Annotated in this window: 21 protein-coding genes; 6 read left to right on the top strand and 15 right to left on the bottom strand. The window is 60.5% G+C overall.

Annotation, left to right across the window (positions count from 1 at the left end; genetic code table 11):
* Positions 1-44: 44 nt before the first annotated feature.
* Positions 45-968 carry a type VI secretion system-associated lipoprotein TagQ gene (gene tagQ, locus HX823_RS11550; RefSeq protein ID WP_038843504.1) on the top strand — a complete coding sequence of 308 codons (924 nt, stop codon included), beginning with the start codon at positions 45-47 and terminating at the stop codon, positions 966-968.
* Positions 969-1,092: 124 nt separating this feature from the next.
* The gene (locus HX823_RS11545; RefSeq protein ID WP_010207528.1) at positions 1,093-1,467 is read left to right on the top strand and encodes a hypothetical protein; all 375 of its coding nucleotides are present in this window, start codon (positions 1,093-1,095) and stop codon (positions 1,465-1,467) included.
* Positions 1,468-1,599: 132 nt separating this feature from the next.
* On the opposite strand, the gene HX823_RS11540 is transcribed toward HX823_RS11545, so the two are convergent.
* The 6 genes from HX823_RS11540 to exbB all read right to left on the bottom strand — a co-directional run bounded on the left by HX823_RS11540 (position 1,600) and on the right by exbB (position 8,374).
* Entirely contained in the window at positions 1,600-3,000 is a 1,401-nt protein-coding gene (locus tag HX823_RS11540) for an aminoacyl-tRNA deacylase and HDOD domain-containing protein (protein WP_038843506.1), read from the bottom strand.
* 77 nt (positions 3,001-3,077) lie between these two features.
* Positions 3,078-5,153 (bottom strand): ATP-dependent DNA helicase RecG, encoded by a 2,076-nt coding sequence (gene recG, locus HX823_RS11535; RefSeq protein WP_038843570.1) that lies wholly within the window; start codon positions 5,151-5,153, stop codon positions 3,078-3,080.
* An 8-nt stretch (positions 5,154-5,161) separates the two neighbouring features.
* Positions 5,162-6,082 (bottom strand): hydrogen peroxide-inducible genes activator, encoded by a 921-nt coding sequence (locus HX823_RS11530; protein WP_038843507.1) that lies wholly within the window; start codon positions 6,080-6,082, stop codon positions 5,162-5,164.
* 142 nt (positions 6,083-6,224) lie between these two features.
* On the bottom strand, positions 6,225-6,974 hold the full coding sequence (locus HX823_RS11525; protein ID WP_016975935.1) for an energy transducer TonB: 750 nt from the start codon (positions 6,972-6,974) through the stop codon (positions 6,225-6,227).
* Positions 6,971-7,396, bottom strand: a complete 426-nt coding sequence (exbD, locus tag HX823_RS11520; RefSeq protein WP_003195519.1) for a TonB system transport protein ExbD — start codon at positions 7,394-7,396, stop codon at positions 6,971-6,973. Before exbD ends, HX823_RS11525 begins: the two co-directional genes overlap by 4 nt.
* Before the next feature lie 6 nt (positions 7,397-7,402).
* Complete coding sequence (gene exbB / locus HX823_RS11515) at positions 7,403-8,374, bottom strand: tonB-system energizer ExbB (protein ID WP_038843510.1); 972 nt, start codon at positions 8,372-8,374, stop codon at positions 7,403-7,405.
* Between the two features lie 187 nt (positions 8,375-8,561).
* Here exbB and HX823_RS11510 point away from each other — a divergent pair, with 187 nt between their 5' ends.
* On the top strand, positions 8,562-9,419 hold the full coding sequence (locus HX823_RS11510) for an SDR family oxidoreductase (protein WP_177074913.1): 858 nt from the start codon (positions 8,562-8,564) through the stop codon (positions 9,417-9,419).
* A gap of 31 nt (positions 9,420-9,450) precedes the next feature.
* Here HX823_RS11510 and HX823_RS11505 read toward each other — a convergent pair whose 3' ends face one another.
* The 6 genes from HX823_RS11505 to HX823_RS11480 all read right to left on the bottom strand — a co-directional run bounded on the left by HX823_RS11505 (position 9,451) and on the right by HX823_RS11480 (position 14,745).
* Positions 9,451-10,194 carry a hypothetical protein gene (locus tag HX823_RS11505; RefSeq protein WP_177074912.1) on the bottom strand — a complete coding sequence of 248 codons (744 nt, stop codon included), beginning with the start codon at positions 10,192-10,194 and terminating at the stop codon, positions 9,451-9,453.
* A gap of 56 nt (positions 10,195-10,250) precedes the next feature.
* The gene (locus tag HX823_RS11500) at positions 10,251-10,631 is read right to left on the bottom strand and encodes a RidA family protein (protein ID WP_003176922.1); all 381 of its coding nucleotides are present in this window, start codon (positions 10,629-10,631) and stop codon (positions 10,251-10,253) included.
* A 22-nt stretch (positions 10,632-10,653) separates the two neighbouring features.
* Positions 10,654-12,759, bottom strand: a complete 2,106-nt coding sequence (gene spoT / locus HX823_RS11495; RefSeq protein ID WP_016975931.1) for a bifunctional GTP diphosphokinase/guanosine-3',5'-bis pyrophosphate 3'-pyrophosphohydrolase — start codon at positions 12,757-12,759, stop codon at positions 10,654-10,656.
* A gap of 60 nt (positions 12,760-12,819) precedes the next feature.
* The gene (gene rpoZ / locus HX823_RS11490) at positions 12,820-13,083 is read right to left on the bottom strand and encodes a DNA-directed RNA polymerase subunit omega (protein WP_003176920.1); all 264 of its coding nucleotides are present in this window, start codon (positions 13,081-13,083) and stop codon (positions 12,820-12,822) included.
* Between the two features lie 167 nt (positions 13,084-13,250).
* Entirely contained in the window at positions 13,251-13,871 is a 621-nt protein-coding gene (gene gmk / locus HX823_RS11485; RefSeq protein WP_033901130.1) for a guanylate kinase, read from the bottom strand.
* A gap of 10 nt (positions 13,872-13,881) precedes the next feature.
* On the bottom strand, positions 13,882-14,745 hold the full coding sequence (locus HX823_RS11480) for a YicC/YloC family endoribonuclease (RefSeq protein ID WP_038843515.1): 864 nt from the start codon (positions 14,743-14,745) through the stop codon (positions 13,882-13,884).
* 185 nt (positions 14,746-14,930) lie between these two features.
* Here HX823_RS11480 and rph point away from each other — a divergent pair, with 185 nt between their 5' ends.
* Positions 14,931-15,653: a ribonuclease PH gene (gene rph / locus HX823_RS11475; protein ID WP_016975928.1), complete on the top strand. Its 723-nt coding sequence runs from the start codon at positions 14,931-14,933 to the stop codon at positions 15,651-15,653.
* A gap of 22 nt (positions 15,654-15,675) precedes the next feature.
* Positions 15,676-16,044 carry a DUF4870 domain-containing protein gene (locus tag HX823_RS11470; RefSeq protein ID WP_177074911.1) on the top strand — a complete coding sequence of 123 codons (369 nt, stop codon included), beginning with the start codon at positions 15,676-15,678 and terminating at the stop codon, positions 16,042-16,044.
* Between the two features lie 58 nt (positions 16,045-16,102).
* Here HX823_RS11470 and HX823_RS11465 read toward each other — a convergent pair whose 3' ends face one another.
* Entirely contained in the window at positions 16,103-16,882 is a 780-nt protein-coding gene (locus tag HX823_RS11465; RefSeq protein WP_003195493.1) for an exodeoxyribonuclease III, read from the bottom strand.
* An 82-nt stretch (positions 16,883-16,964) separates the two neighbouring features.
* On the opposite strand from HX823_RS11465, the gene pyrE reads away from it, so the two are divergent.
* Positions 16,965-17,609 carry an orotate phosphoribosyltransferase gene (pyrE, locus tag HX823_RS11460; protein WP_177074910.1) on the top strand — a complete coding sequence of 215 codons (645 nt, stop codon included), beginning with the start codon at positions 16,965-16,967 and terminating at the stop codon, positions 17,607-17,609.
* A 94-nt stretch (positions 17,610-17,703) separates the two neighbouring features.
* Here the strand turns inward: pyrE and HX823_RS11455 are convergent, their stop codons facing one another.
* Positions 17,704-18,573: a hypothetical protein gene (locus HX823_RS11455; protein ID WP_177074909.1), complete on the bottom strand. Its 870-nt coding sequence runs from the start codon at positions 18,571-18,573 to the stop codon at positions 17,704-17,706.
* Complete coding sequence (locus HX823_RS11450; RefSeq protein ID WP_177074908.1) at positions 18,561-19,619, bottom strand: type IV toxin-antitoxin system AbiEi family antitoxin; 1,059 nt, start codon at positions 19,617-19,619, stop codon at positions 18,561-18,563. Before HX823_RS11450 ends, HX823_RS11455 begins: the two co-directional genes overlap by 13 nt.
* Between the last annotated feature and the right edge of the window lie 124 nt (positions 19,620-19,743).

The following is a 19,743-nucleotide window of genomic DNA, read 5'->3' as shown; positions in this document are numbered from 1 at the left end:
GGTGGGCCGTGCTGGGCAAGTCAAACTTAAACGAGAACACACCTATGCTTTTTTCCCGTAAGGCGGTTTCCAAGCGTCACTTGCTGCTGATCGCGGCCGGTTTCAGCACTGTGTTGACCGGTTGCGCCACGTCGCCGGCCTCCAAGGTCGCGTCGAGCACCAAGGTCGAGTACTACCCGAACTGCTACGAGCCGGTGCAGCACCTGCGCGCGACCGATTCGGACATGACCAAGTCGGTCGTGACCGGCGCGGCCATCGGCGCTGCTGGCGGTGCCCTGCTGGGCGCGCTGACCGGCGACTCCGACAAGCGTGGCCGTAACGCGGCCATCGGTGCTGCGGGCGGCGCATTGGCCGGCGGCGCGGCGGGTTACTACACCGAGCGTCAGAAGCAGATCAGCGATGACAACCAGCGCATCGCCTCTTACTCCACCGACTTCAACAAAAGCGCGTCGGACATCGACCGCAGCACCGCCTACGCCAAAGCGTCGCAGCAGTGCTACCAGAGCGCATTCACCAAGCTGGTGGCTGACCGCAAGGCCAAGACCGTCAACGACACCGAAGGCCGCAAGCGCCTGGCGGAAATCGTGTCCGGCCTGAAGGAATCCAATGACCTGATCGTCGCGGTCAACGGCAAAGCCAGCGAAGACCTGAACAACTACACCCAGGCCTATGAAAAAGACCTGCAGCAAGTGGGTGTGCAGCGTAACGACGTGGTGACCGTGGCCCAAGCGGACACCGCACCAGTGGTTGCGCCAGCCAAAGGTAAGAAACCGGTGAAAGTCGCGAAGAAGAAGGACCTGCCGGTTGTGCCGAAAGAAGCGGTGACCACCGAGAAGAGCATCCAGACCGTGCAGGCCAAGCAAGCTGAAAGCAAGCAGGTTGCCAGCGCCGGTAAGGCGCAGATCGAAGGCACCTGCCGCGATCCTAACCTGGCCGACTGGGCGCCAGTGCCTTGCCCGAACGTTTAAGCAACATGCTGCTATAAGCGTCAAACGCCAGCCGATCTTCCGCTAATGCGCAAGATCGGTGGCGTTCTTTTTGCAAATCGTTAAACTGCTGCGGCCACTCAATAAATACACCGAGGCCGTGTGCATGAAATTTCGTCTTCTCCTGTGGGTGCTGGGCCTGATGATGGGCAAAGCCAGCCGCACCAATCCTGCCTTCCAGCAACAGTTGGGCGATAAAGACCTGGCGTTCCAGTTGCAGACCCTCGACGGCAAGGTTGCCCGTCACTTCATCGTCAAAGACCAGCGCATCACCAGCCGCTCGGGTGTTCACCCGTCGCCGGCATTCGCCATCGCCTTCAAAGATGCCGCCTACGGCTTCGCCACGATGCAGGCGAAGAACAAGCAACTGGCGTTCATGACGGGGATTCAGGACAAGTCGATCCAGATCAAGGGCAACCCGGCGCTGGTGATCTGGTTCCAGGGGTTGACCAAGTATTTGAAGCCGAAGAAAAAGAAGTAAGGTTTTTCAGGTAGACCGAGGTAGGTTCATCGCAGGCAAGCCAGCTCCCACACTAGACGGCATTCCAACGTTGGAACTCGGTCAAGTGTGGGAGGTGGCTTGCCTGCGATAGCGGGCTAACAGACTAAAGATTCAGCCTTGGCTGAACTGCGAGGCCAGCTCACGCAACAACACCTCGGCATCCAGCACTTTGCCCACTACTTCCTCAGCCTTGTCCCGCGTCAGCCCCAGGCGCTCAAGCAGCGCATCCGGAATCGCCTCATCCGGCCCGGAGCCAATCCCACGGCTGCGCAACAAGCGCACCGCCAGGCACACCAGGTTCGGATACTCCGCGTACTGACCATCGTAGGTCGGATCATGCTGGAAGCGCAGCGCAGTGGACAACTCATCCGGCATGTCCCAGTAGCGCATCAGCCACGCACCGATCTGCTCGCGGCTGATACCCAGCAAGTGTTGCTCGACATAGCTGTGGCACAGGTGCGGGTTGACCTCCAGGTGACGGCAGATCAGCGAAAAGTGCGGCGGGAACACGTGAGCCAGCAGCAGGTAACCGAAGTTGTGCAGCAGACCGGCCAGATAAGTCAGGCCGGCTTCCGGGCGCTGGGCGCGCGGCATGGCGCGGGTCAGGCCTTCGATCACGGCGGCGGTGTAGATCGACTGGTGCCAGTACGGCGTGGACTGGTGCGGGTGGTCCTTGGGCAGGCTCAAGGTCTTGCCCAGGGCCAGACCCAGCGCCAGGTTGATCACCAGGTCGAAGCCCAGCACGCGCACGATGGCGTCTTCCACGGAGCGGATCTTGCCTGGCGATGCGTAGTACGGCGATGCGGCCCAGCTTACGACTTGCGCAGCCAGGGCAGGGTCGGTTTCCACAACGCCGGTGATGTCGTCGATGGTGGCGTTGGGGTCGACGCGCAGCTTGATGATCTTCTGCGCCGTGTCGGCCAGCGGTGGAATCTCGATGGTCGCTTCCAGGCGTTGCTGGATGCGCCGGGCGGTGAACGCCTGCATCGCCTGGGTGATTTCCTCGCGGTCATCATTGGGGCGGTCGAGGTTGGGGCGGATGTTGCTCAACGGCTCGCCGAAGTGGCCGGCGCTGGCCTTGGTGAGCATCGTCTTGAAGGCGTCGGTCGGTATTTCCAGCAGCAACCCGGCTTCACCCGAATGCACCAGCAGGCTCGGCTCGTTGAGCAGGCTGCCTTCGTACAAGCATGGGGAACTGGTGAGGGGCGGCAGGCCCGGCAGCAGGCTGAGTTCGTGCTTGCCCAGCATGCGTTCGACGCGATCTGGCGACACCGCCGTGAGGCGTCGACCGGTGAGTTCGGCGAGGCGGTTGAGGTCGAGCAACTGGTTCTGCGGGAACAGCACCATCAGTGCGCCCACCGCGTCTTCCAGCAGCACGGCCTGGACCTTTCGTGCAGGATTCAGGCCCGGTAGGTCGGTGACTTCCGTGTAGGGGATGGCGAGTTTTGCGAGCAGAGCCCGAATGACCGGCGGGGCGGTCAGTGGGGCTGTGGCGAGGGCAACTTCTGACATGGCCTGATCCAATTTCTTACAGTCCACGAAGTATAACCAGCTTGATACAACTGTTGGTCGACTAAGTGAGTCAGGCGTCACACTTGGCCGTATTGCTGCCCATGGCGTAGCCAGCGATCCAGCAAAGGGCTGACATGATCCGGCCAACGTTCGAGCAACGCTTGCGCCGCATCCCGCACGGCCGGCAGCAGGTCAGCGTCGCGCATCAGGTCGGCGACCTTGAATTGCAGCAGGCCGGTCTGGCGCGTGCCTAGCATTTCACCGGGGCCACGCAGCTCCAGGTCTTTTTCGGCGATGACAAACCCGTCGTTGGTTTCGCGCATGATGCCCAGACGTTGGCGTCCGATCTGCGACAGCGGCGGGTGGTAGAGCAGCACACAATGGCTGGCGGCGCTGCCCCGGCCGACCCGGCCGCGCAACTGGTGCAGTTGCGCCAGGCCCAGGCGCTCGGGGTTCTCGATAATCATCAAGCTGGCGTTGGGTACGTCCACACCGACCTCGATCACCGTGGTTGCCACCAACAGTTGCAGGTTGCCGGCCTTGAATTCTGCCATCACGGCGGCTTTTTCTGCGGGCTTCATGCGGCCATGGATCAGCCCGACCTTAAGCTCGCCCAGAGCACTGGTGAGGTCTTCAAAAGTAGTCTCGGCGGCCTGGCACGTCAGCTCTTCGGACTCTTCAATCAGCGTGCACACCCAGTACGCCTGGCGCCCTTCGGCGCAGGCGCCGCGCACACGCTCAATCACTTCGACACGCCGGGTGTCGGTGACCAGCACGGTATTGACCGGTGTCCGGCCGGGCGGCAGTTCGTCAAGGATCGAGGTGTCGAGGTCGGCGTAGGCGCTCATCGCCAGGGTGCGCGGGATCGGCGTGGCGGTCATGATCAACTGGTGTGGGTTCATGCGTCCGCCCACGCCTTTCTGTCGCAGGGCGAGGCGTTGTTGCACGCCGAAACGGTGCTGTTCGTCAATGATCACCAGCGCAAGGTTCTTGAACTGCACTTCGTCCTGGAACAGCGCGTGGGTGCCAACGACCATCGGCGCGCCGCCGGCAATCTGTTCCAGTGCCGCTGCGCGTACCTTGCCCTTGAGCTTGCCGGCCAGCCACGCCACTTCCAGGCCGAGCGGCTCGAGCCATCGCTTGAAGGTGATGAAGTGCTGCTCGGCAAGAATCTCGGTGGGCGCCATCAACGCCACTTGGTAACCGGCTTCCAGCGCTTGCAGGGCGGCGAGGGCGGCGACCACGGTCTTGCCCGCGCCTACGTCGCCCTGGATCAGCCGTAGCATCGGCTCTTTCTGACTGAGGTCGTAGGCGATTTCATTACCGACGCGCTGTTGGGCACCGGTCGGCGCAAAGCCGAGGTTGGCCAGGTACTGCGCAGGCAACCGCGTGGCCTTGGGCATGGCCGGCGCGCGCAGGGAGCGCATGCTCTCGCGCAGGCGTTGCTGGGACAGTTGGTGGGTCAAGAGTTCTTCGAAAGCCAGGCGATGCTGGGCCCAGTGATGACCGAGAGCCAGCTCGTCGACATCGGCATCGGCAGGCGGGTGATGCAAGTAGCGAATCGCGTCGTCCAGCGACGCCAGTTGGTAGTCGCGGGCCAGCTCCAGCGGCAGCCAGTCGGGCAGGCTTTTCGGGCCGAGCATCGTCAGCGTCTGCATGCACAACTGGCGCAGGCGTTGTTGGGTCAGGCCTTCGGTGAGCGGGTAAATCGGAGTGAGCGTCGTGTCGACTGGCGGCGGCTCATCGCCGGTGATGGCGCGGTATTCCGGGTGGTAGATTTCCAGGCCTGAGGCACCAGGCCGCGCTTCGCCGTAGCAGCGCACGCGGGTGCCGCGCTTGAGCCCTTCCTTCTGCGCGTTGCTGAAATGGTAGAAGCGCAGGCTCAGGCCACCGGTGCCGTCCTGCAGGCGCACCACAAGGCTGCGGCGCTTACCCATCACCACATCGGCACCGCTCACTGTGCCTTCGACCACCGCATCCTGCCCAGGGCGCAGCTGGCCGATGGGCACGACGCGAGTGCGGTCCTGATAGCGCAGGGGCAGGTGGAACAACACGTCCTGGAGGTTTTCCAGGCCGACCTTGGCCAACTTCTCGGCCATGGCTTCACCGACACCCTTGAGTGCCGTCACCGACACCTGCGACAGCTCAGTCATACCGTTGCTTAGCTCACAGCCGTCGGCTTGGCCACCGAGCACAGACGGATCGAATCGGCGAGGATCTCAATCGCTTTTGGCCGTGGGAAGCTGGCGCGCCAGGCGATCGCCACGGTGCGGAACGGCACCGGCGGCGTCAGTGGGCGTACTTCGATCACGCCAGGGGCGTAGTGATGGCTGTCCACTGCCGACAGCGGCAGGATCGAAATACCCAGGCCGGACGCGACCATGTGGCGAATGGTTTCCAGGGAGCTGGATTCCACGGTGGTGTGCTTGGCGCCGTCGTTGCCCTTGGTCAGGGTCGGGCAGGCTTCCAATACCTGGTCGCGGAAGCAGTGGCCTTCGCCCAGCAGCAGCAGGCTCTTGTCGTTGAGCAGGCCGGCGTCGATGGTGTCTTTTTGCGTCCACGGGTGGGAAGCGGGCATCAAGACGTAGAACGGCTCGTCGTACAGCGGCAGCGTCAATACGTCCGCTTCATTGAATGGCAGAGCGATGATGATCGCGTCCAGCTCGCCGTTGCGCAGTTTGTCGCGCAGCACGTGGGTGAAGTTTTCTTCGATATACAGCGGCATCTGCGGCGCGACGCGGTGCAGTTGCGGGATCAGATGCGGGAACAGGTAAGGGCCGACGGTGTAGATGGCGCCGACTTTGAGCGGTGCAGTCAGCTGGTTCTTGCCGGCCTGGGCCAGTTCGCGAATGCTCTGCGCTTGCTCCAGCACCTTCTGGGCCTGGGCCACAATGCCTTCGCCCACAGGCGTCAGGCGCACGGCGCTCTTGCTGCGCTCGAAAATCAGCACACCGAGTTCGTCTTCAAGCTTTTTCACGCCCACCGACAGCGTCGGCTGGCTGACATGGCAACGCTCGGCCGCGTGGCCGAAGTGCTGCTCTTGGGCGAGGGTAACGATGTAGCGTAATTCTGTAAGAGTCATAGCGGGCGTCCATGAGGTTGCGGGCCAAGCATACCGGCTGCAATCGATAGACGCACGTTATCAGAACTTTGCTGGGGATTGAGCGGGGAGTTACGCAGATTTTGCTGAAGGTGGTGAGGATTGCCCCTCACCACCTTCATTTTCAGCGACGACGCTTCTCGATGTTGTACACGAACGGTGCAACGATCTCGATGCTACCGCCTTTGAGCATGTCTGCCGGCGGCTTGGGCAGCGGCTGGGCACGACGGATCATGTCCAGCGTGGCGCGGTCCAGGTCGGCGTTGCCGGAGCGGCCCACCAACTCGTAGGACAGCACGTTGCCTTCGGCATCGACCACGAACTTCAGGCGGTTCAAACCTTCCTTGCCACGGGCCTGGGCGCCTGGCGGGTACTTCTTGTACTTCTGCAGGTGCGCCAGCAGGGTGCCTTCCCAGGAAGCCTTCGCTGCGATCTGCTGCGGAGACGGGCCTGGAACAGGCTGGGCCGATTTTTCAGCCGGTGCCTGGGTCGGCGGAGCGTCGCTCGGCGGGTCCTCGGAGGGTTTCTCCTTGGGCGGCTCGATCTTCTTCTCCACAGGCTTGGGCGGCTGCGGTTTAGGCTTGGGCTTGACCGGCTTGGGCACCTGGATCGTTGGCTTGGGCGCCTCGGCCAGTTTCGGCAGGGGCAGCTCTTCCACCGGTGCAGGCGGTTGCGGCGGCGTTACCACCTTGGGTGGCGCTGGCGGCGGCGGGGCTGGCATCGGTGCCAGGTCGATGACCATGGCAGCCGGTGGCAACTGCACCGTGCGCGGCGCGGACCAATGTAGCGCGATAGCGATCGCGACGGCATGCACGCCCAGTACGACGGCGAGGCTGGTGCCATAACGCGTCAGTTTGTGGCGCGTCGTGATCATTTCTTGGCTGCCGTCTCAAGTCCGACCAGGCCGACCTTGAGGTAGCCGGCTGCCCGCAGCGCATCCATCACGCTCATCAGGTCGCCGTAGTCCACGCCCTTGTCAGCCTGGAAGAAGATTGTCGTGTCTTTCTTGCCTTGGGTCTTGGCGTCGAGCACCGGCCCCAGGGTTTCAGCTTTGACTTCTTCTTCGCCCAGGAACAGGCGTTGGTCCGCCTTGACGCTGAGGAAGATCGGTTTCTCTGGCCGTGGCGCAGGTTTGGCGCTGGACGCGGGCAGGTCGACCTTGATGTCCACGGTCGCCAACGGTGCCGCCACCATGAAGATGATCAGCAGCACCAGCATCACGTCGATAAACGGCGTGACGTTGATTTCGTGGTTCTCGACGAGTTCGTCGTCGCCTTGATTCAAATGCAGGCCCATGGCCGATTACCCCACTTTCACCATGTGCGGTTGCGAGCTGCGCTCGGTAGGCAGGTGATCGAGGTCGCGGCTGACCAGCAGCAGGACTTCTGCCGACGCGTCCGAAACCTGGGCCTTGTAGCCGGCAATCGAACGGGCGAAGACGTTGTAGATCACCACCGCAGGAATCGCGGCAACCAGGCCCAGGGCCGTTGCCAGCAGGGCTTCGGCGATGCCGGGGGCAACGACGGCGAGGTTGGTGGTCTGGGTTTTGGCGATGCCGATGAAGCTGTTCATGATGCCCCACACGGTGCCGAACAGGCCGACGAACGGCGCGGTAGAGCCGATGGTTGCCAGCACGCCGGTGCCGCTGCTCATGTTACGACCGCAGGCCGCCACCAGGCGCTCCAGGCGGAAGGCAACACGTTCCTTGATACCTTCTTTTTCGCGGGTGTTGGCGGACAGGCGCATTTCTTCCAGCGCGTCGTGCACCAGGGTATTGGCCAGGGTGCCCTTTTTGGTCGCGCTTTCGCTGGCTTCCTTGAGGGTGGTGGCCTTTTTCAGGTGGACGATTTCAGTGCGCAGACGACGTTTGGCGCCCAGCAGCTCGAAGCCCTTGGCGATCCAGATGGTCCAGGTGATGATCGACGCGATGGCCAGACCGATCATGACGGCTTTCACCACCACGTCAGCATTCTGGTACATGCCCCACGGCGACAGGTCGTGAGCCATGCCCAGGGTGTTGTCTTCTTCCAGCACCACACCGGTGTCGTCGGCGGCGGCTGGGTCCGCTGCCAGGGCGGGGTCGGTGGCGGCGGGCGCTGCGGCCGGTGCCGCGGCGTTTTGCTCAGCGGCAGCTGGGGTAGCGGGTGCGGAGGCATCAGCGAATGCGGCGGTCGGTGCCAGCAGTACGCTGAACAGCAGCGCAGCAATCGCGCGCCAGGCGCGGGATGGGCTGTGAAGCTTGGTTGGCGAAGCGGGGGTTGTATTACGTGTCATGCTGGCCGGACCTGAGAGAAAAAATGAGTGATCGTCCTTCCAGACCCAGAGGGTCGAGGACAAATGGGCGGTTATTATTGCAAGTAATTCTTGTTAACAGAAGTAATACAGTAACTTTATTTGTGCTTTTTCTGGCCGTCTGTCATCTGCGAAGGCTAACCTAGACCTTTCAGTACGGAGTTTTGTGATGTCTGCGCCTTCTGTTGTGATTGCCGGATGTGGCGATGTGGGGAGCCGGCTGGCCAGCCAGTTGCTCGCCTCGGAATGGGAGGTCCATGGCCTGCGCCGCGATATTTCGCGGCTGCCCGACGGGGTGATCGGCATCGCCGGGGACCTGTTCAACAAGGACTGCCCCGACACCTGGCCGATCGGCGGGGTGGATTACCTGGTGTACTGCGCCGCTGCGACAGACCACGACGAAGCCGGCTATCGCGCCGCTTATGTAGAAGGGCTGAAACATGTGCTGGAGTGGCTGGGCGACTACGGCCAGGAGCCCAAACACCTGCTGTTTGTATCCAGCAGCAGCGTCTACGGGCAGCAGAATGGCGAGTGGGTCGACGAAACGTCGGAGACTCAAGCGAAGGGATATTCCGGGCAAGTCATGCTCGAGGCTGAGCAAGTTGCGCTCAACAGCGGTATTCCGGCGAGCATCGTGCGTCTGACGGGTATCTATGGGCCGGGCCGCGAATGGCTGCTGACTCAGGTTCGCCAAGGCTACCGCGTGGCCATCGACCCACCTTTATATGGCAACCGCATTCACGCGGAAGACGCGGCGGGTTTGCTGGCGTTTTTATTGCGGCATGTGGAAAAGGGCGGTTTGCTGGACAAGGTCTACATCGGCGTCGACGATGCGCCGGCGCCGCTGGCTGAAGTGGTGGATTGGTTGCGTGAGTACCTAGGCGTGACCGAATGGGCTGATGACGCGAGTGTGCGGCGTGCTGGCAGCAAGCAATGCAGCAATGCCCGGGCCAAGGCGTTGGGCTGGACGCCGACGTATCCGAGTTATCGGGAAGGCTACGCGGCGATCCTCGAAGGCCAGCGTTAAATGAAAAAGGAGCCCAAGGGCTCCTTTTTAATCACTGCTTTTCAAGCAACCACTGGCGAGGCCCTGGCGTAAACGAAGGCACCTCATCCGCCTGTGCGGTATTGATCGCCTGGAAGATCTCCAGTTGCTTACCCTTGCGCACAAAAAACCACGGATTGCCTTGGCCGTTCAGTTGCAGCCAGATGCTGTCGTAGCCACCGCTCATGGATGCGCAATCGCCCGCCAGGCACAGCGAGTACTGATCGACATTCGGCAGGCCGACAACCTTGCCGTTAGCCTGGAATTGCACGATGGCGCCGCTGCCGAAGCCGTCCAGGATCTTCCAGTCGCCGCCCATATAGGCGGCGTACAGTGCACGCTCGAAGTTTGCGCCCAGTGGTGCGCCTTCCGGTGCGGGCTCTTTGGGGCGGGCGAACAGCTGTTCAGGCTCGTTGTCGTTGGCCACTTGCAACAGTTGCTTGCCTTTACGCTTGAGTTCGGTGGCGGAGCTGCCGTAGAAATCCACACTCCAGGCGCCGGACTTTTCACCCAGCAACTTGCCTTCCGCTACTTCAAAACCGTTGTAGTAGCGTGCCTGCGAGGCCTTGGTATTGACCTCCCATTCGAGGTTCGGGCCAAAGCTCTGCAAGGCTTCACGCAAAGGGCCGCCCTTGGCTGCCGCATCGATGGCGACCTGGTTGATCCAGGTGCCGCTCACATCCCGGTCGGCAGGGTTGCTGGCGCAGCCGCCGAGCAACAGGGCGAGCAGTGATGAGGCTACAAGCGCTTTGCGCATCATGAAATCCTTTTAAAACGAAGTCGGCGCAGCCTATGGGGGCTGCGCCGGGTGTTTTACTCGATGACCAGAATCGCGTCCATCTCAACCTGCGCACCCTTTGGCAGGGCGGCAACGCCGATGGCGGCGCGGGCTGGGTACGGCTGTTCGAAGTACTTGCCCATGATCTCGTTGACCTTGGCGAAGTGGCTCAGGTCGGTGAGGAAGATGTTCAGCTTGACGATGTCTTTGAACGAACCGCCAGCAGCCTCGGCCACCGACTTGAGGTTTTCGAAGACCTGCACGGTCTGTGCTTCGAAGCCTTCAACCAGTTCCATGGTCTTTGGGTCCAGTGGAATCTGGCCGGACATGTAGACGGTGTTGCCTGCCTTGATCGCCTGGGAGTAGGTGCCGATGGCGGCCGGGGCTTTATCGCTGGTGATAACAGTCTTGGTCATGAATGACTCCTTGTAATGTGGCTTAGGCGCGCATGCGAGTGATACGGATCACACCCGTCAAGGCACGCAGTTTCTTGATCACGCGGGCCAGGTGCACGCGGTCGTGAACGCTGACCACCAACTGGACCACGCTGATGCGGCCATCGCGTTCGTCCATGCTGATTTTCTCGATATTGCCGTCGGCCGCGTTGACGCTGCTGGCGAGCAGGGCGATCAGGCCGCGCTGGTGTTCCAGCTCCACCCGCAGCTCGACGTTGAATTCGCCGGTGACATCCTTGGCCCACGAGAGCTGGATGCATTTTTCCGGGTTGTGGCGGATCTCGGTGATGTTGCGGCAGTTGTCCAGGTGCACCACCATGCCTTTGCCCGCCGACAGGTGGCCGACAATCGGGTCGCCCGGGATCGGCGTGCAGCACTTGGCGTAGCTGAGCACCAAGCCCTCGGTGCCACGAATCGCCAGCGGACCTTCCGGGCTTGGCAACTGTTCGCCTTCGCCGAGCAGGCGGCGGGCGACGACGTAGGCCATGCGGTTGCCCAGGCCGATGTCTTCCAGCAGGTCTTCGATGGTTTCCTGGCGGTACTCGTGGAGCATCGCTTGCACGCGCTCTGTAGGAATCTTGTCGAGGGCGCTGTCGAAACCGTTGAGCACCTTGTTCAGCAGGCGTTCGCCCAGGCTGATGGACTCGGAGCGGCGTTGCAGTTTCAGGGCGTGGCGGATGTGCGTGCGCGCCTTGCCGGTGACCACAAAGTTGAGCCATGCCGGATTCGGGCGTGCGCCCGGTGCGCTGACGATCTCGACCGTGGAGCCACTTTGCAGCGGTTCGGACAGCGGTGCGAGACGGCGATTGATCCGACAGGCGATGCAGCTGTTACCCACGTCGGTGTGCACGGCGTAGGCAAAATCGACCGCCGTGGAGCCTTTGGGCAGCTCCATGATCCGGCCTTTGGGAGTGAACACGTAGACCTCGTCCGGGAACAGGTCGATCTTCACGCTTTCGATGAATTCCAGGGAGTTGCCGGCACGTTGCTGCATTTCCAGCACGCCCTTGACCCACTGGCGGGCACGGGCATGGGTGCCTTTTGGCTGCTCGTCGCCGCTGGATTTATACAGCCAATGGGCGGCGATGCCGTTGTTGGCCATCTCTTCCATTTCGCGGGTGCGGATCTGGATCTCGATCGGCACCCCGTGCATACCAAACAACGTGGTATGCAGCGACTGATAGCCGTTGGCTTTTGGAATCGCGATGTAATCCTTGAAGCGCCCCGGCAGCGGTTTGTACAAATTATGTACAGCGCCCAGCACGCGGTAGCAGGTGTCGACTTTGTCGACGATGATCCTGAACGCATACACGTCCATGATCTCGTTGAAGGCCCGGCGCTTGCCACGCATCTTTTTATAGATGCCGTAGATGTGCTTCTGCCGGCCGCTGACCTCGCCTTCGATCTCGTCGATCGCCAGGCAATGACTCAGCGACTCTTCGATCTTGTTGACGATTTCCTTGCGGTTACCCCTGGCGCGCTTGACTGCCTGGTAGATGCGCGCCGAACGCATCGGGTGCATGGCTTTGAAGCCGAGGTCTTCGAATTCGATACGAATGGCGTGCATGCCCAGCCGGTTGGCGATGGGCGCGTAGATTTCCAGGGTTTCCTTGGCGATGCGCCGGCGCTTTTCACCGGACAGCACTTCCAGCGTGCGCATGTTGTGCAACCGGTCGGCCAGCTTGACCAGGATCACGCGGATATCGCGGGCCATGGCCATGGCCATCTTCTGGAAGTTTTCCGCCTGGGCTTCGGCCTTGGTCTCGAAGTTCATCTGGGTCAGTTTGCTGACCCCGTCGACCAGTTCGGCCACGGTTTCGCCAAATTGTGCGCTGAGCGCTTCCTTGGCGATGCCGGTGTCTTCGATCACGTCATGCAGCATCGCGGCCATCAGGCTTTGATGGTCCATGTGCATGTCGGCAAGAATATTTGCCACCGCAAGAGGATGGGTGACATACGCCTCACCGCTACGCCGGCGTTGGCCGTCGTGGGCTTGTTCGGCGTAGAAATACGCTCGGCGGACCAGGTTGACCTGGTCGGGGCCGAGGTAGGCCGATAAGCGATCGGCGAGGGCGTCTATGCTCGGCAAAGTGTGAACTCCTGCCGTTGGCTGTGACCCCGCGCCGTGCTACGTCGACCAGGCATAGGCTTAGACGGCCTCGTTGGACTCGTCCTCGAACGCTGCAAACAGCGGTTCGTCTTCAACGATTTCGGCGTTGGCGATGAACTCGTAGCTCATCAGGCCTTCAGCGATTTCACGCAGGGCTACAACGGTAGGCTTGTCGTTTTCCCACTGGACCAGGGGCTCTTTGCCGCCAGTGGCCAGTTGACGGGCACGCTTGGTAGAGAGCATGACCAGCTCAAAGCGGTTATCCACGTGTTCTAGGCAGTCTTCAACGGTTACGCGGGCCATGGTATTCCTCGGAGCGAATGCAAGATGCGCGCTGCCCGGTTGGGCGAGCGGACTAAACAGTTTAAAAAATCACCAGCGTTTAGGGAAGCGCTGATTTTTCGCAGGCCCTCGCAAAACCGCTACAAGTGCCAATGTAAAGCCCTTGCAGCGGTTTTGGGAAGAGCCAATCAACCGAGCAGTTCGGCCAGTAATTTGCCGAAACGCTGTTGCTGACGCTTTTGCTGGAGCTGATTGGTGCGAAAAATCGCCTTCAAGTCGTCCAGTGCGTGGGCAAAATCGTCGTTGATGATCAGGTAATCGTAGTCGACGTAGTGGCTCATTTCGCTGACGGCTTCACGCATGCGGCCTTCGATGATCTCGTCACTGTCCTGGCCACGGTTGGTCAGGCGCTGGTGCAAAGCTTCCAGCGAAGGCGGCAGGATGAAGATCGAACGCGCCTGCGGCATCAGCTTGCGGACTTGCTCGGCGCCCTGCCAGTCGATTTCCAGGATCAGGTCGTGGCCTTCATCCAGGGTCTGCTGCAAGTGGCTTTGCGAGGTGCCGTAGAGGTTGCCGAACACTTCGGCGCGCTCCAGGAAGTCGCCGTGTTCGATCATCTTGACGAACTCGGTGCGCTCGACGAAGTGATAGTGCTCGCCGTTCACCTCACCCGGACGCATGGCGCGGGTGGTGTGGGAGACCGAAATGCGGATCTGCTCGTCAGCGTCGGTCAGGGCCTTGACCAGGCTGCTTTTGCCCGCGCCCGAAGGGGCGGAAATGATGTACAGGGTGCCGGTGCTGTGGGTCATGGAGGTTGCCTTACTCAATATTCTGTACTTGTTCGCGCATCTGCTCGATCAACACTTTGAGGTTGACCGCAGCCGTGGTGCTGCGCGGGTCGAACGCCTTGGAGCCGAGTGTATTGGCTTCGCGGTTGAGTTCCTGCATCAGGAAGTCCAAACGCCGACCGGCGGCACCGCCGGACTTGAGCACGCGGCGCACTTCGAGGATGTGGGTGCTCAGGCGATCGAGTTCTTCGGCGACGTCGCTCTTCTGCGCGAGCAGGACCATTTCCTGTTCCAGGCGCGTCGGGTCGAGGTCGGCCTTCATGTCGGTGAAGCGGTCGAGCACCTTCTGGCGCTGGGTGGCGAGCATCTGCGGGACCAGCTCACGCAGGGTGACCACGTCTTCTTCAATGGCGGTCAGGCGCTCGCTGATCAGGCGGGCCAGTTCGGCACCTTCGCGCTCACGGCCGGCTTTAAGCTCCCTCAAGCCCTGGTTGAACAGGGCGAGGGCTTCGGCGTTGAGGGCTTGCGGGTCAGTGGCATCGGCCACCAGCACGCCGGGCCACGCCAGCACTTCCAGCGGGTTGAGCGCGGCCGGCTGCTTGATCAGGCCGGCGATGGTTTCGGCGGCGGCGACCAGTTGCGCGGCGCGGTCGCGGTCAATCTGCAGGGCCTTGCCGGTGGTTTCTTCGGTAAAACGCAGGGTGCATTCCAGCTTGCCACGGGAAATGCCCTGGCGCAGCGCTTCACGCACGGCGCCTTCGAGGTCGCGAAACGATTCCGGCAGGCGCAGGTGCGGCTCCAGGTAACGGCTGTTGACCGAGCGCAGTTCCCAGCTCAGGGTGCCTTGGACGCCGGCTTTTTCGACGCGGGCGAAGGCGGTCATGCTGTGCACCATGGAGGTACCTCGCGTTGCAGCCCGCAAACACGGGCTGATGATTAAGAAGGCGCAGGATTGTAGCGCAGTGGGGCGGACACGCCCAAACCCGAGCATTCGTAACCGGATTTTTTAGCAGTGCCCCGAATCGGCTCGCGGCTCTATAATGCTCGGCAGTTTTTCGTCCTCAGTACAGGTGTCTCCCTATGAAACGTCCAAGTGGTCGCGCTGCCGATCAGCTCCGCTCGATCCGCATCACCCGCAACTACACCAAACACGCCGAGGGTTCTGTACTGGTCGAGTTTGGCGATACCAAGGTCATCTGCACCGTCAGCGTCGAAAACGGCGTGCCGCGTTTCCTCAAAGGCCAGGGCCAGGGTTGGTTGACCGCCGAGTACGGCATGCTGCCGCGCGCCACCGGCGAGCGGAACCAGCGTGAAGCCAGCCGTGGCAAGCAGGGCGGCCGTACCCTGGAAATCCAGCGCCTGATCGGTCGCTCCCTGCGTGCAGCCCTGGATATGTCCAAGCTGGGCGACGTGACCCTGTACGTCGACTGCGACGTGATCCAGGCCGACGGCGGCACCCGCACCGCGTCCATCACCGGCGCCATGGTGGCCCTGGTTGATGCACTCAAAGTGATCAAGAAGCGGGGCGGCCTGAAAGGCGGTGACCCGCTCAAGCAAATGATCGCTGCCGTATCGGTAGGCATGTACCAGGGCGAACCTGTGCTGGACCTGGACTACCTGGAAGACTCGGCTGCCGAGACTGACCTGAACGTGGTCATGACCAGCACCGGTGGTTTCATCGAAGTACAGGGCACCGCCGAGGGCGCGCCATTCCAGCCGGCCGAGCTGAACGCCATGCTGGCCCTGGCCCAGAAAGGCATGACCGAAATCTTCGAGCTGCAGAACGCCGCCCTGGCTGACTGAGCCCGTCTCAAGGAGAAGCGCCATGAATGACAACCAGGAACTTGTGCCGATGCCTTCCTATGAAGTGCGGCAGGGGGCAATGTTGTGCCATCTCGCGGCGTTTCTCGGGTTTGTGTTCCCTTTCGGCAGTGTCGTGGGGCCGCTGATCCTGTGGCAGATGAAGAAGGAAAAGGATGCGTTCATTGATGACCAGGGCAAGGAAGCCTTGAACTTCCAGATCACCGTGGCCATCGCCTGGATAGCCTGCATTGTGCTGGCCTTCGCGGTGGTTGGGTTTTTCCTGATGTTTGCCCTGGCGATCGCCACGATCGTGTTGACCATCATCGGCAGCATCAAGGCCAACAAAGGGATCGCCTATCGCTACCCGTTGACCTGGCGTGTGATCAAATAATGAGCGCCCACAAAAAAACCGACAGCGATGTCGGTTTTTTTGTGCCTGGAAAAAGACCTCAGATGGTCAGTGTCCAGTCGTAGTCCACGATCAGCGGCGCGTGCTGCGAGAAGCGTGGCTGGCGCGGCAGGCGTGCACTGCGCACGAACCGGCGCAGACCTGGAGTCAGCAACTGGTAGTCGAAACGCCAGCCCAGGTTGAGCATCTCAGCCTGTTCGTTGTCCGGCCACCAGCTGTACTGGTCGCCTTCGCGGCTGACTTCGCGCAGGGCATCCACATAGCCCATATTGCCGACAATCTCGTCCATCCAGGCGCGTTCCGGCGCCAGGAAACCCGGGGATTGCTGGCTGTCGCGCCAGTTCTTGATATCCAGCTTCTGTTGCGCCACGTACAGCGAGCCACAATAAATGTACTCGCGACGTTTGCGTCGCTGTTTATCCAGGTAACGGGCGAAATCGTCCATTAGCTTGAACTTCTGGTTCAAGTCTTCATCGCCGTTCTGCCCCGAAGGAAGCAGCAAGGTCGCGATGCTGACCTTATCGAAATCGGCTTGCAGGTAGCGCCCGTAGCGGTCGGCTGTCTCGAAGCCGAGGCCGCTGATGACCGCCTTGGGTTGCAACCGCGAATACAAAGCCACGCCACCTTGGGTGGGCACTTCGGCATCGCAGGCATAAAGGAAGTAGCCATCCAGTTGGAAGGCTGGGTCGTCCAGTTCAAAGGCGGAGGCGCGGGTATCCTGCAGGCAGATGACGTCGGCATTCTGGGCTTGCAGCCAACTGAGCAAACCACGCTCGACTGCAGCCTGAATACCATTAACGTTCACACTGATGATCCGCATAAATGGCCCCAAAAATCGCGTGCGTGTATGATACACGCCGTCCACCTAATTAGCTAAATCCGTGGTATCTGAGGCTTTTTTCATGCAGGCGTATCAACGCGATTTCATTCGTTTTGCCATCGATCGCGGCGTTTTGCGCTTCGGTGAGTTCACTTTGAAGTCCGGGCGAACCAGCCCGTACTTCTTCAATGCAGGCTTGTTCAACTCGGGTTCGGCTCTGGCCCAACTGGGTCGTTTCTACGCGGCCGCCATCGTTGAAAGCGGTATTTCCTTCGATGTGCTGTTCGGCCCAGCCTACAAGGGTATCCCCCTGGCGGCCGCGACGGCCGTGGCTCTGGCTGAGCATCACGGGCAGGACCTGCCATGGTGTTTCAACCGCAAAGAGGCCAAGGCCCACGGCGAAGGCGGCAGCCTGGTCGGGGCTCCGCTCAAGGGCGACGTGCTGATCATCGATGACGTGATCACCGCCGGTACTGCGATTCGCGAAGTGATGCAGATCATCGCCTCCCAGGACGGTGCCAAGGCTGCCGGCGTGCTGATCGCGCTGAACCGCCAGGAGCGTGGCAATGGTGAATTGTCGGCCATCCAGGAAGTGGAGCGCGATTTCGGCATTCCCGTGGTGAGCATCGTGTCGCTGAACCAGGTCCTGCAGTTCCTGGAAGATGATCCGCAACTCAAGCAACACCTGCCGGCGGTGAAGGCGTACCGCGTGCAGTTCGGCGTCTGATTTCAGGGCTGCTGTGCAGCCCAGCGGGAGCAAGCTCCCTCGCCACAAATAAAAAGGCCCCGCTCAATCAGATTGAGCGGGGCCTTTTGTTTTATTAGTCCCGAAGTCGTAAGGCGCGCAATAAGGTATCCACCTGCCCAAAAGCATCTTGCTGCCATTGGTCTGGTGTGCGACCTCCCAGAATCTGGCTGTCTTCGACGAATCGTCTTACCGCCGTCGGGCCATAGCCATCATGGGTAGCAAATTTTTCTCCGATGAACTGAAATCCCTGCTCTCCGCTGCCCGTTTCAAGCACTGATCGACATTCCTCTGCGAGCGCTTCGACACCGTCGGGAAAGTTGCGGACGGAATAGTAGATGTCATAGGCGTCCTTCTGTTTGTGCCTTCCATTCAGCGCATACCCCTTCATTGCCAAGAGTGCGGGGATAGAACATACGGCGACTTCTACGCGATTTTCCCCACCCGTGGGCATGGGACCTTCAATGGCAACCATTTGGTAGAAGCGCATTGCCAAGTCGGCACCGTCAGCACGCTGAACAGCAAAGTCGTTGAGGATAGGAGGTTTGTTCTGAATGATTTCGGCGTCACGCGGCATCAAGAAGTCCACGATCACATCTATCGCCGGTCCGCCGTCCTCCGCGGGCACCTGGCGAACGAGTTGGAATCTGCGAAGCGCTCCTCTCTGTTGATACCCGTTGCCCATCAGTGCTTCGATCAATGTCGCGTATTCGCCATCACCGAGTGCTTCTGCGTTCAGGCTCAAATCGACATCAAGGGTTCCAACGTGTTGCATATCGTCATTCGCAAGCAGAAGCCAAGGCACTGCTCCGCCGATCACTGCAAACTTTCCTTTGAAAGAGCCGAGGATTTGACCGATTTCCACTAACACTGCTTTCACGGCGGTCGTGGTTCTGTCGTCATAATCTGAAGCAGACTGGGGTTCTTGAGGGACTAACGAGACCATGTCAGTTTTTCCTGTCTCAAGTATTCGGCAGCTTCTTTCCCGCGCTCTCCTGCAACAGATAGATCCAGGTAGGTCTGAACCAGGCTGGTACATATGGCACCCGGTGCGGGTTCAATGGCGTCGAGTAGAAGCCCTTCCTCTTTGGGTAAGGTGATCACTACGTTTTCTCCCGTTGATGCGGGAACCAACTGTAATGCTTTGACCAGCCTCTCTAACCCTTCACGGTCGGCAAAAAAGTAATTCGTATTGATACGGGCATAGGGGGCGAGCCATTGGGCGGCAGAAAAAGACGAAAAAAGCGCGTGCCCGCCGCTCATTTCTCCAATGGCGTTACGCGCCGCATTTTCCAATGCTCTACCGTGCAAGGCGGTATAGAAAAATTTACGGTCTCCTGCTGGAGGCTCGTATGTCTCGGCCCAAGCGTCTAGGAGAGATTGAGGGTCGGATAGGTTTACGCCATCGTTTGTCGTCCGGGCCCATTCTCTATTCAGGAGTGCTGTTCGGACATTACTGACTTGCCCCAGGCTCGCTCCGGCAGCTTCGGACAGTTCGACCACGCGCCAGGCTCGGCCCGGATCTCGAAGCATCGTGCGTATGATCTGTGCTGACTTTGGTTTGAAGAAAGACTTCAGCTCTCTGCGTTCTGAGGACGGCTTGCCAGCGACTTGATGGTCAATGGATACGCCACCGAACGAGATCCACGCATTGCCCTCCAGATCCAGATACCCCACCTCTCTTTCCCTGCATGCCTGTCTGGCAATGGGCGACAGATAAGGCGCGACCACAACGGGCGTTGCCTGTGTCCGCTGTTTGTTCAAGTAGTCGCGAAGCCGAAGTATCGCCGCACTTATAAATCTGGGTTGGCCGCTTGCTATTACCTCGCAGACCAGAGCATGCGACCTTCCCGAGACGGTTATCTCGACAATGCAGTCGGGCGTCCACCCCTCTGAAGGTGAAGGCAGTTTCAGGTTTTCAATCTTGAGGATCGGCACTTTGCTCAGGAGATTTCGCAGTGCATCCCTTGAGCGGATTTCGAACTCTTTCATTGATCTCACCTTTTTCAACAAGTGCTGAAAATAGTCAAAGCAATGAAATCTGTCGAGAATTTTCACTGAAACTAATAGTTTCAGCGAATGTTGAAAATCGATTAGTAGTGAAATCAATCAGATT

The sequence above is a fragment of the Pseudomonas sp. P7759 genome (assembly GCF_013386445.1).
Classification (GTDB): Bacteria; Pseudomonadota; Gammaproteobacteria; order Pseudomonadales; family Pseudomonadaceae; genus Aquipseudomonas; species Aquipseudomonas azotoformans_A.
Note: the sequence above shows the minus strand (reverse complement) of the source record. Positions and strands in the feature narration are given on the sequence as shown.

Bases quoted from the DNA above. Each gene is read 5' to 3' on its own strand.
- tagQ (WP_038843504.1), top strand. From the start codon at position 45: ATGCTTTTTTCCCGTAAGGCGGTTTCCAAGCGTCACTTGCTGCTGATC.
- HX823_RS11545 (WP_010207528.1), top strand. From the start codon at position 1,093: ATGAAATTTCGTCTTCTCCTGTGGGTGCTGGGCCTGATGATGGGCAAA.
- HX823_RS11540 (WP_038843506.1), bottom strand. From the start codon at position 3,000: ATGTCAGAAGTTGCCCTCGCCACAGCCCCACTGACCGCCCCGCCGGTC.
- recG (WP_038843570.1), bottom strand. From the start codon at position 5,153: ATGACTGAGCTGTCGCAGGTGTCGGTGACGGCACTCAAGGGTGTCGGT.
- HX823_RS11530 (WP_038843507.1), bottom strand. From the start codon at position 6,082: ATGACTCTTACAGAATTACGCTACATCGTTACCCTCGCCCAAGAGCAG.
- HX823_RS11525 (WP_016975935.1), bottom strand. From the start codon at position 6,974: ATGATCACGACGCGCCACAAACTGACGCGTTATGGCACCAGCCTCGCC.
- exbD (WP_003195519.1), bottom strand. From the start codon at position 7,396: ATGGGCCTGCATTTGAATCAAGGCGACGACGAACTCGTCGAGAACCAC.
- exbB (WP_038843510.1), bottom strand. From the start codon at position 8,374: ATGACACGTAATACAACCCCCGCTTCGCCAACCAAGCTTCACAGCCCA.
- HX823_RS11510 (WP_177074913.1), top strand. From the start codon at position 8,562: ATGTCTGCGCCTTCTGTTGTGATTGCCGGATGTGGCGATGTGGGGAGC.
- HX823_RS11505 (WP_177074912.1), bottom strand. From the start codon at position 10,194: ATGCGCAAAGCGCTTGTAGCCTCATCACTGCTCGCCCTGTTGCTCGGC.
- HX823_RS11500 (WP_003176922.1), bottom strand. From the start codon at position 10,631: ATGACCAAGACTGTTATCACCAGCGATAAAGCCCCGGCCGCCATCGGC.
- rpoZ (WP_003176920.1), bottom strand. From the start codon at position 13,083: ATGGCCCGCGTAACCGTTGAAGACTGCCTAGAACACGTGGATAACCGC.
- gmk (WP_033901130.1), bottom strand. From the start codon at position 13,871: ATGACCCACAGCACCGGCACCCTGTACATCATTTCCGCCCCTTCGGGC.
- HX823_RS11480 (WP_038843515.1), bottom strand. From the start codon at position 14,745: ATGGTGCACAGCATGACCGCCTTCGCCCGCGTCGAAAAAGCCGGCGTC.
- rph (WP_016975928.1), top strand. From the start codon at position 14,931: ATGAAACGTCCAAGTGGTCGCGCTGCCGATCAGCTCCGCTCGATCCGC.
- HX823_RS11470 (WP_177074911.1), top strand. From the start codon at position 15,676: ATGAATGACAACCAGGAACTTGTGCCGATGCCTTCCTATGAAGTGCGG.
- HX823_RS11465 (WP_003195493.1), bottom strand. From the start codon at position 16,882: ATGCGGATCATCAGTGTGAACGTTAATGGTATTCAGGCTGCAGTCGAG.
- pyrE (WP_177074910.1), top strand. From the start codon at position 16,965: ATGCAGGCGTATCAACGCGATTTCATTCGTTTTGCCATCGATCGCGGC.
- HX823_RS11455 (WP_177074909.1), bottom strand. From the start codon at position 18,573: ATGGTCTCGTTAGTCCCTCAAGAACCCCAGTCTGCTTCAGATTATGAC.
- HX823_RS11450 (WP_177074908.1), bottom strand. From the start codon at position 19,619: ATGAAAGAGTTCGAAATCCGCTCAAGGGATGCACTGCGAAATCTCCTG.